Here is a 10540-nt window from a genome sequence, read left to right on the forward strand (position 1 = left end):
TTGAAATAACGCCAAAAACCGGAAGCATTTATTGAGCGACGCACTGCGCCTGAATGGATTATTCTGCCGGGCTCACATTGTGGCTTGGGCGGCAACCCAGCTTGTCAATCCGCAGTTCCGCAAAGCGCGCCAGCATGTGGGATGACGTCAATGCAAACCGCAGCAAGGTTTCTGTATCAGCAATATTCAGCATGGGTGTCGTATCAGTATCTCTGTCCATATTGCTGAAATGGGCCAGATCAATGCAGGTTTGTATGCCTTGGCAGACATCCTTGGTCAATGCATAAAATTCTGCGGCTTCTTCATTTTTGTGATGTTCAGGCAGCCATGAAAACGGCTGATGGAGAGATTCTGGTGATGTTGGCGATGTGTATCTGGTTCTGGTCGGCTTGCTCATGATTGACCTACCAGTTTGATGGAAATAATGCGGGACTTAATGATGGTAAAACGAGGTGGGATAGGCAGGATGGTTCTCAGCATTGTTGGTTCCTTTTTTGCGGTTGAACCGCGCACCGCTACTAAGTAGGGTGGGCAGCAAATAGCAGGGTTAGCAGACTGGTAAAGCAAGCAAAAATCCAGCAAGCCCGAAGGCTTCCCCGCCACCGCCGCCCAGAGAGGACGTACGACGACAGAAGCACATAAAAATACGGCATGACGCCGTTTGTGCGCTTAACTTTAATCAGGCTGCTAAACCAGTTCCTCTTTTTCTCGAGGACGAACTGAGTATAGAACATTATTGCAATTCCTGGAAACCCTTAAACAAGCGATCGCTATCCAAGCCTGTCGGTATTGATCGCGCGCCAACACTCAAGACCGAACACCGCCGCTGGTTTTATCAGCCAGCAGCGCAATGAAAAGGATCGCCATCCGCACCAGCAACACCACGCCCAGCCCGATTAGCCCATACGATGCGCTCAAATGCCGTCCGGGCTTGGGAATGGACAGTCTGCTCAAATTCGTTGCTCTGCTCGTCGTCCAGTTTAAACACGCTGACTACTTGCGCCAGATTACCTGCCTGGTCTTGCAGCGATTCGGCCTCAGCCGCCGCTTTTTCTACCAATGCTGCATTGCGCTGCGTCACTGTGTCCATCTCAGCGATGGCTTGGTTGATCTGTCCGATTCCGACTTCCTGATCCCGGGTGGCGACATCAATCTCTGCCATCACCTCGGACACGCGCTGAACGCTGGCCACGATTTCGTCCATGGTGGCGCCGGCCTGATTGACCAGCTTGCTGCCCGCCTCCACCCTTCCTACCGAATCCTCGATCAGGGACTTGATTTCCTTTGCAGCGATGGTGGAACGCTGGGCGAGAATACGCACCTCGGCAGCGACGACGGCAAATCCGCGACCATGATCACCGGCACGCGCCGCTTCCACGGCAGCATTCAGCGCCAAGATATTTGTTTGGAATGCGATTGCTTCGATAACGCCGGTGATGTCGCCAATCTTCCTGGCCGACTCATTAATCGACGCCATCGTCACAACCGTTTGCGATACCACTTGGCCACCCTTGACCGCAACATCCGAAGCAAACGCAGCCAGGCGATTGGCCTGCCGTGCGTGATTGCCGTTTTGCTTGACGGTGGAAGTCAGTTCCTCCATGGAGGCTGCAGTTTGTTCCAGTGCACTGGCCTGCCGCTCGGTACGGGATGACAGATCACGATTGCCGACGGCGATTTCCCGTGACGCGACATCAATAGCCTCCGCGCCCGCCCGCACTTTGGCGACCTTACCCGCGAGCACTTGATTCATCTCGCGTAGCGCGGACAACAGCTGCCCGATTTCATCCTTGCGATCAAAATCAATGGTTGCACGCAAATCGCCTTGCGCCACTTTTGTCGCGAGCTGGACCGCTTGCTTGAGCGGCTCCACAATACTGCGGGTCAGCAGCCAAGCCAGCAATACACCCGAGGCAAGTGCCAGAGCGCCCAGCCCGGCCAGCAATGCGCGATTGATCTGGAATTGGCGAGCCGATTCCAGGGCCAGCGATTCCGCCTGCTTTTTCTGATGCGCGACAAGTGCATGAACCGCGTCGATATAAGCCTTAAAGGTAGATGCCATTTTCGAATCAACCAATTGCTCTACCTCCATCGTCCTGCCCCCCGCTTTCAATTTAAATACTTCGTCGCGCACAAGCTGGTACGTTTTGCGTTGCTTACCCATCGATGCCAACAATGCCTGCTCTGGCGCATCATGCGGTACCGCTCGCAACTTGTACTCAACATCGGCGACCAATTTCTCGCCCATGGTCGTGCGATTTTGAAAGTATTCAGCAACTTCGAGGCTATCACTTTTGGCAATCAGCACCGCCCGCTCGCCATTGAGCTGAACGGCAGCGAGCAAGTCAGCCGCCAGTTGCTGTTTGGCCAGCTTGTCGTGCACGAGGTATTCAGTCATGTCGTTGGACGACTGCAAACGCCAAAGCGCAATCGTCGTCATCGACGCCATCACCGCCAACACAAGTACAAAAGAGAAAATGACCCGAGAGCCGGTAGACAGGTTGGAAAATTTGGGAAATCTCATTTTGTAGGGGACTTTGCGTGAAATGCCGAAAGAAATAACTCGGGCATTATATAAAGCCATTGTTACTGCACTATTACCTATTGCAGACTTACGGAAAAATATTTCCTAGGCGGCAAAAAAAGCTAGCTACAAAACGTATGTTAAATCAGTACATTGTCGCGCATGACATCGAAGTCCCCGACCCGACTGAATTACTGCCAGGACCTGCCGGTAAGCCAGCTCAAACATACTATCGCGGACTACACGGACCACACGCGTAACGATCCAGCGTCTTTTGAGATCGCCAAAGACAGCTGGACGCATCCAACTTATCTGCCTTTAGAGTCGGCAGATATACAGGAAGGCCGCGGCGCGTGGTTGCGATACAAGAAGCAGTGAAGTCCTGAAATAGCGCGCTTGAAGTAGCGGTTCCTTCCGCTCAGAAAACCAATTAATTTCGAACTGAAATCAATGGTTCATGCGGGGTGAATGGGATAACTTACCTGCTTGGTAATCACAACTGCGACATCTTTTGAGATATCGCAGTTGTCTTGATGTTAAACATTCTTATTGATGAGAATGTGGAATCAACGCACTCGGTATCTCGCGACTATCCAGTCCGCCAGATGCCAGCCAAAGCCGCGTTGCATTGGCCGCCCTATCGATCAATGCGCCTGACTGGCTGTAATCATAAGGTGACACGTCTAGTGGGCATAGCGGAGCGACCACTGCAATGGCTGCGTGCGATGACCAACGCTCCAAATCCACCAACAGTTGCCGCGCGACAAGCAAGTTGAGGGCACGCATGGCGTGCTCAAGCGCTCCTCTGGGCGGACGCCGTTCGGCACAGGTAAAGCCGGTGGATAACACAATCACGCGGGTCGCGCCCAAGCGAATCGCGGTAGAAATAGGTGTATTGTTAGCAACACCGCCGTCAATTAGTAACTGTCCCGCCACCAATACAGGTGGGAATACGCCCGGGATAGCTGTACTTGCCAATACCGCATCGACCACAGAGCCGGAGGAAAGTACAACCTCGCTACCGGTCGTCATATCGGTGGTCACCACATAGACCGGCAAACCGCTATTCTCAAGACGTGTTTCACCGAATTGAAGATGCAAAAACGCGCGCAGTTTTGCAGAACTGATCAGATGCGACCCTTTTGTGCCGAATATACCTAATGCGCCAAGTATTGAGAGAATCGACCACGGCATAATATGCTCTCGACGCGTACCGCGCCACAACAACTCCAGCGCCAGCGCCCCAGCCATATGTGGCTGAAAAGCAAAAAAAACGCTATTAATCGCACCCGCCGAAGCACCTACCAACAAATCCGGAGCGACGCCTGAAGCGATCAGTTCGCGCAGCATGCCTGCCTCGATAGCACCGAGACTTCCTCCACCGGCGAATACAAATGCGGTCTTTTCCATCGCAGCAACCTTCGCGTCTTTATGTTGAGCGAGCCAGTCATTAAATCTGCAAATTGGTGGAAAACTTCGCTAGAACATATTAATGATCCTAGCATTCACCACAGCGTACCCTAGCCTTTGATCGAAGTAAATCTGCAAACAAAACAGCATAGAAAAATCAATGGACTATCGTAATGGCCTTCTTACAGCAGAAATACGGAGCATTTTCTTTTGTTTCAATTTAAATTCAGGCCGGGTCTCAATTTCATGGTGTTAAAGAGCCTTCACGGCGCTTCGAACCGACACTGTAAAACCACTCGGCAAGATACCGGTAGTTGTCGTCGTCCCTGAGGGACAAGTGTTCTATGTTTCATATGGTAACTTTTCAGTAACAAAGTTCAGGTCTCACATGGCCAGCATTTTATGTGCCATTAATGTGAAGTTGCCCTTTAATGGCCACTCCTGCATGGCAAGCCCAAAATAGGATATCGTAGCGCCTCATTTAACAAAGTATCATCGAAGGAGTTGCAATTGGATCTGTCGCACGCAGTGTGGATCGCTCACGATACCCGCCTTATCATCTGTTGCGTTGTGGCGATAGGTGCCATTATCCTGCTCATCAGCGCGACCAAATTACCGCCTTTTTTGTCGATCCTTGTCGGCACTTTTATTGCTGGACTTGGGGCGGGCTTGCCGCCTGAAATGGTAGCCAAAGCGTTTAGCAAAGGCGCAGGTGGCATTTTGGGTGAGGCCGGCATTATCATTGCGCTTGGCGCCATGCTTGGTGCTTTGATGGCTGTTTCGGGTGCTGCGGATCGCATCGCTACGACGCTGTTAAGCAAGGCCAGCGGGCGCGCCCTTCCCTGGGTTATGGCGGCGGTTGCCATGGTTATCGGTCTGCCGTTATTTTTTGAGGTTGGCCTTGTGATGATGGTGCCGATCATTTTTGTAATTGCGCGCCGCTCCGGTCAACCATTGCTGAAAATTGCTATCCCGGCATTAGCCGGTATGACGACGCTGCATGCACTCATGCCGCCACACCCCGGTCCACTTATTGCCGTTAGCGCTCTGCATGCCGATCTCGGTCTGACGATGATGCTAGGGTTTATTATTGCTGTACCTGCGGTGATTTTGGCTGGGCCGCTGTATGGAATCTGGCTATCGCGCCGTATGCCGATTGAACTGCCTGCTACCGTAGGGGCCGTGTACAGCGCAAAAGAAACGCAAAACAAGCAACCAAGTTTTGCGCTGTCACTGCTGATCATTTTGTTACCTGTGATTCTGATGCTTGGAAGCACGCTGGCAAAAGTGGCGATGTCACCGGAAAGCCAACTGGCTTTGCTGCTGAAGTTTCTGGGTGAACCGCTGGTCGCGCTTGGATTAGCCGTATTGGCGGCTGTGATTTTTCTGGGTTGGGGAAGCGGCTTGCCGCGTGAGCGGGTCGGTGACTTGTTACGTAAAAGCCTTGCCCCGATTGCCGTGCTGTTGCTGACTATCGGTGCTGGTGGCGGACTTAAACAGACCTTGCTGGATGCGGGCATGAGCACGACGATCAGCAAAGCGGCTGAGGTCGCGCATCTGCCTTATATTCTTCTCGCATGGCTGATTGCCGTGGCACTGCGGCAGGCGACTGGCTCCGCAACTGTGGCGACCACCACCACCGCCGGTATTTTAGCCCCGCTGGCCATGGGCATGTCGGCGACGGAAGGTTCTTTGATCGCGCTTTCTATTGGTGCTGGTTCGGTATTTTTCTGCCACGTTAATGATGCCGGATTCTGGATGGTGAAAGAATTTTTTGGCCTGGAACTCAAGCAGACACTGTGGGTCTGGTCGGTGTTGCAGACTATTGTGTCGGTAGTTGGATTAGCTGGAACACTATTGCTTTGGCAGCTTTTGCATTGAGTATTGCTATAGCGCTGAACCTGGCGCTGATTCATTACATTGGTTCGGCATCGCGAAGGTGGTTCTTTCGAGAAATACTGAAGAGTTAGCCGAATTCATGTATCTAAAATATCCACCCAAATAACCACCCAAATCCCCGATCAGCAACGTTGATTGGGGATCTAAAAAGATCCAACGCTGCCACGCTCTTACGATTGTGCACGCACTAGCAGATTGATTTTGGCCGCCGCCGCCAGCAATGCGGGAAGGCAGTTCTCTAATAACTGGGTCGGACTTGGATTGTTTGCCTGTCCACTGATATTAATCGCAGCCACGACGCGCCCGTTACGATCAACAATCGGTGCCGCCATTGACACCAGGCCGGGCTCCAATTCCTCCCTGACCAGACTCCATCCCTGAATGCGAACCTGCTCGATCGTCTCCTCCAGACGCTTTGGTTCGATAATGGTGTTTGGGGTATGCTGCGCCAGTATCATTCTGTGCAAGCGATCACGCAATGTCGCTGGTGGCAAGCCAGCCAATAAGACCCGCCCCAACGACGTGCAGTAAGCTGGCAACCGACTGCCAACGCCAAGGTGAATCGACATGATTTTGTGGGCAGGTACTCGCAAAATATAGACAATTTCGTCGCCATCCAACACGGCGGCTGAACAGGATTGTCGCAGGCTTTCTACGAGGTCTTCCATCACCGGTTGGGCCTGCGTCCATACCGGTAATGATGATAAATAAGCAAACCCGAGTTCTAATACTTTAGGTGTTAAACGGAACAAGCGCCCTTCTGCGGCGACGTAACCGAGATGCAATAAAGTCAGCAAAATTCGACGCGCTCCCGCACGCGTCAGGTCAGCGCGTTCGGCGACTTCCGTTAGCGTTTGAGAAGGCGCATCTGCGCCAAAACTTCGTAACACAGACAGGCCACGGGCAAATGACTGCACATAACTATCGCCGGGCTTTGGAATGGCAGACGACGGATGATGGGAGTCCGGTAACTCTGGTTCTTCTTGAAGAGGGAATGGCACACTATCCGACATGTTTATGCTCTTTCAAATTTCTTAATAACAATTGGATAACTTCTACCCGCTTCCCAAACGCTGAAAGTGTAAATGGATGGCGCCGAATTAATTAACAAAAAACAATTAAATAATGCGCTAACAAATATTGACAACGCAGCGGTCCCTGTCTATTCTTATCCCATAAGTTCTAAATGCGAATATTTGTTCATTATAAGAACTTTAAACGATATTTCAACCTAATGTTCGTATAAAAACCATGATTAACAAAATAATTCCTTCTGTGACAGAAGCGCTGGCAAATATTCATGATGGTGCAACGATCATGATCGGTGGCTTTGGCGGTGCTGGACAACCTGCTGAATTGATCGATGGTCTGATTGCGCACGGCGCAAAAGATTTAGTGATCGTCAATAACAATGCCGGTAACGGTGAAACTGGTTTGGCCGCCCTGCTCAAGGCTGGTCAGGTGCGCAAAATCATTTGCTCTTTCCCGCGACAAGCGGACTCGCATATCTTCGACGGTCTATATCGCTCCGGGAAGTTGGAGCTCGAACTTGTCCCGCAAGGTAATCTTGCCGAGCGCATTCGTGCTGCCGGTGCTGGTATCGGCGCGTTCTTTACACCAACCGGTTTTGGCACGCAATTGGCGGAGGGCAAAGAAACCCGGGAAATCGACGGTCGCATGTATGTGCTGGAAAGCCCGATTCATGCCGATTTTGCGTTGATCAAAGCCGAATCTGGTGACCGTTGGGGCAATCTGACGTATCGCAAAACAGCCCGTAATTTTGGCCCGATCATGGCAAGCGCAGCCAAGGTGACGATTGCATCGGTACATCAAATTGTCGATTTGGGCAGTCTTGATCCAGAAGCAGTCATCACGCCCGGCCTCTACGTGCAACGCATCGTTTTAGTGCCGCGTACCGCTACGGGACCGGCTGGTCTTAAAGCTGCATAGTGGACATGTGATAAAGACGCTGACGTATGCGAACGATTGGGCAACGCGGTCAACTTGGCGATTATGCCGTTAACCGCTTCCTGGTTGCAGATCAATATGCTTACCAAGCGCCATAAATGATAAGAGTACAAGTCAGCCTTAGTACAAAATAAGCGAGAAAAATATGAGCAAGTGGACAAGAGAACAAATGGCGCGACGCGTTGCGCAGGATATCCCGGATGGCGCTGTGGTCAATCTTGGTATCGGATTGCCGACCATGGTGGCGAATCATTTGCCGAGTGATCGGGAAGTGATTTTGCATAGTGAAAATGGCGTGATTGGCATGGGCCCTGCGCCCGCGGAGGGTGAAGAGGACTACGATCTTATCAATGCGGGTAAACAGCCTGTGACATTGTTGGCGGGCGGATGTTATTTTCACCACGCCGATAGTTTTGCGATGATGCGGGGCGGCCATTTGGATGTCTGTGTATTGGGTGCGTTTCAGGTATCTGTCGGTGGTGATCTGGCAAATTGGCATACCGGCGCACCGGACGCCATTCCGGCAGTCGGCGGCGCGATGGATCTTGCGATTGGTGCAAAGAAAACTTACGTCATGATGGAACATATGACGAAATCAGGCGAAAGCAAACTGGTATCAGCTTGCACGTATCCGTTAACCGGCGTCGCTTGTGTCAGCCGCATCTACACCGATCTGGCCGTCATCGATCTGGATGCAGATGGTGCCAAAGTGATCGAAATCGTTGAAGGAATGACGTTCGATGCATTGCAAAAGGTGACGGCTGTTCCACTGATTAACTTGGCTGGCTGAGTCATCGAATAAAGCTAATCTGCATATCTGCTGTGCTTACCAAAGGTGGCACAGAGCTCAAAATAATAATCATTAATCAACGGAGAGTGTCATGTCCCATGCTTTTATTTGCGATGCCCAACGCACGCCCTTTGGCCGTTACGGCGGTGCTTTGTCTGGTATCCGCGCTGATGATCTAGGCGCAATTCCTATCCGCGCCTTGATAGCCCGCAATCCGCAAGTTGACTGGCACGCCGTGGCTGATGTGATCTACGGTTGCGCCAATCAGGCTGGTGAAGACAACCGCAATGTTGCGCGCATGTCGGCATTGCTGGCTGGCTTGCCGGTTGATGTACCGGGCGCTACCATCAACCGTTTGTGCGGTTCAGGTATTGATGCTATCGGCACTGCAGCGCGTGCAATTAAGAGCGGTGAAGCGGGATTGATGATTGCCGGTGGCGTGGAAAGTATGAGTCGTGCGCCGTTTGTCATGGGCAAGGCTGAAAGCGCATTTTCCCGTGCTGCAAAGATTGAGGATACGACGATCGGCTGGCGCTTTATCAATGCACTGATGAAAGCCCAATACGGCGTCGATACCATGCCAGAGACGGCTGAAAATGTGGCGGCCGAATACGGTATCAGTCGCGCTGACCAGGACAAAATGGCCCTCTCAAGCCAGATGAAAGCAATCGCCGCGCAACAAGCAGGCGTTTTCGATAGTGAGATTGCACCGGTGACGATCACGCCAAAAAAAGGCGAACCCATCGTCATTAGCAAGGATGAACATCCGCGTGCTACGTCACTTGAGGCATTGGCAAAACTCAAACCCATCGTCAAGGCTGACGGTACAGTAACAGCGGGGAATGCATCCGGCGTGAACGACGGTGCGTGCGCCTTGCTGTTGGCTAATGAGAGCGCAGCGTCACAGTACGGATTAGTGCCTAAAGCGCGTATTGTTGGTATGGCGACCGCAGGCGTGACGCCACGGGTAATGGGTATTGGACCATTTCCTGCCACGTTAAAAGTATTGGAGTTGACCGGTCTGCGCCTGGATCAGTTTGATGTCATCGAACTCAACGAAGCGTTTGCAGCACAAGGGTTGGCCGTGCTCAGACAGTTGGGCTTGCAGGATGACGACCCGCGTGTGAATCCAAACGGTGGCGCTATAGCACTCGGTCATCCATTGGGTGCGTCCGGCGCACGTCTGGTAATGACTGCGGTAAATCAGTTGCAACGTACTGGCGGACGATATGCACTGTGTACGATGTGTATCGGAGTCGGACAAGGGATTGCGATTGTGCTTGAGCGGGTATAATTTTTTCTGGTGTCGTTTTAAACTACTTTTGAAAGTAATTTAAAACAGGCTTTGGAACGCCTAAAAAGGTGCCAGATCGGCGTATGAGACACGTTCAAATCTTGATTGGTATATTAAGGAGGCGGTTTGATTTCTCATGTTTTTGTTGGGGTGAATGACTTTCCCGCTGCGCTGGTTTTTTATTCAGCGGTCACGCGCGAGCTTGGACTGATTTTGAAGTTCAGCGAGCCCGACAAATCATGGGCTGGTTGGGTTGCGCCAGATGCGCCTCGTCCCATTTTTGTCATCGGCAAACCCTATGATGGCAATACCGCGACCGCTGGAAACGGGCAGATGATCGCCTTCCTCGCTCCTACGCGTGCGGCTGTGGATCGCACTTACGCCAAGGCGTTATCCCTTGGTGGACGCTGTGATGGACCGCCCGGTTTGCGGCCGCATTATCACCCTGATTATTACGGCGCTTATTTTTCTGATATCGATGGAAATAAGTTGTGTGTTTGCTGTCACGACCCTATTCCGGCATAGCAATCATTAGAACAATTGCAGACACTGTATAAATAAGCGCAACTAAAATTACAACAATAATTCCGATAAATTATCTATTCATTAGATATTCAATTAAACTATAAAAAATGACATTTTTATTCTTATAATT

The 10540-nt window shown here is 51.5% G+C and carries 10 protein-coding genes; 6 read left to right on the plus strand and 4 right to left on the minus strand.

Annotated elements, in window-relative coordinates; translation table 11 throughout:
- Positions 1-58: 58 nt before the first annotated feature.
- Together QN379_RS16255 and QN379_RS16260 are read right to left on the minus strand one after the other, a co-directional pair.
- Positions 59-397, minus strand: coding sequence for a hypothetical protein (locus tag QN379_RS16255; RefSeq protein WP_323507077.1), 339 nt, complete (start codon positions 395-397; stop codon positions 59-61).
- Positions 398-835: 438 nt separating this feature from the next.
- A complete protein-coding gene (locus QN379_RS16260; RefSeq protein ID WP_323507078.1) occupies positions 836-2524 on the minus strand; it encodes a methyl-accepting chemotaxis protein in 1689 nt (562 codons plus the stop codon).
- A gap of 162 nt (positions 2525-2686) precedes the next feature.
- On the opposite strand from QN379_RS16260, the gene QN379_RS16265 reads away from it, so the two are divergent.
- Positions 2687-2902 (plus strand): hypothetical protein, encoded by a 216-nt coding sequence (locus tag QN379_RS16265; RefSeq protein WP_323507079.1) that lies wholly within the window; start codon positions 2687-2689, stop codon positions 2900-2902.
- A 168-nt stretch (positions 2903-3070) separates the two neighbouring features.
- Here the strand turns inward: QN379_RS16265 and QN379_RS16270 are convergent, their stop codons facing one another.
- Positions 3071-3934: a patatin-like phospholipase family protein gene (locus tag QN379_RS16270; RefSeq protein WP_322238711.1), complete on the minus strand. Its 864-nt coding sequence runs from the start codon at positions 3932-3934 to the stop codon at positions 3071-3073.
- 504 nt (positions 3935-4438) lie between these two features.
- Between QN379_RS16270 and QN379_RS16275 the strand changes: the two genes are divergently transcribed.
- Entirely contained in the window at positions 4439-5815 is a 1377-nt protein-coding gene (locus tag QN379_RS16275; RefSeq protein WP_323507080.1) for a gluconate:H+ symporter, read from the plus strand.
- Between the two features lie 188 nt (positions 5816-6003).
- Here the strand turns inward: QN379_RS16275 and QN379_RS16280 are convergent, their stop codons facing one another.
- Positions 6004-6846 (minus strand): IclR family transcriptional regulator domain-containing protein, encoded by an 843-nt coding sequence (locus QN379_RS16280; RefSeq protein ID WP_323507081.1) that lies wholly within the window; start codon positions 6844-6846, stop codon positions 6004-6006.
- A gap of 238 nt (positions 6847-7084) precedes the next feature.
- Between QN379_RS16280 and QN379_RS16285 the strand changes: the two genes are divergently transcribed.
- The 4 genes from QN379_RS16285 to QN379_RS16300 all read left to right on the plus strand — a co-directional run bounded on the left by QN379_RS16285 (position 7085) and on the right by QN379_RS16300 (position 10410).
- Complete coding sequence (locus tag QN379_RS16285; protein WP_322238717.1) at positions 7085-7783, plus strand: 3-oxoacid CoA-transferase subunit A; 699 nt, start codon at positions 7085-7087, stop codon at positions 7781-7783.
- A gap of 163 nt (positions 7784-7946) precedes the next feature.
- Entirely contained in the window at positions 7947-8591 is a 645-nt protein-coding gene (locus QN379_RS16290) for a 3-oxoacid CoA-transferase subunit B (protein ID WP_322238719.1), read from the plus strand.
- Between the two features lie 91 nt (positions 8592-8682).
- Positions 8683-9885: a 3-oxoadipyl-CoA thiolase gene (gene pcaF / locus QN379_RS16295; protein WP_323507082.1), complete on the plus strand. Its 1203-nt coding sequence runs from the start codon at positions 8683-8685 to the stop codon at positions 9883-9885.
- A gap of 126 nt (positions 9886-10011) precedes the next feature.
- Positions 10012-10410: a VOC family protein gene (locus QN379_RS16300; RefSeq protein ID WP_323507083.1), complete on the plus strand. Its 399-nt coding sequence runs from the start codon at positions 10012-10014 to the stop codon at positions 10408-10410.
- Positions 10411-10540 lie beyond the last annotated feature (130 nt).

It is taken from the genome of Glaciimonas sp. Gout2 (genome assembly GCF_035018905.1).
GTDB lineage: Bacteria > Pseudomonadota > Gammaproteobacteria > Burkholderiales > Burkholderiaceae_D > Glaciimonas.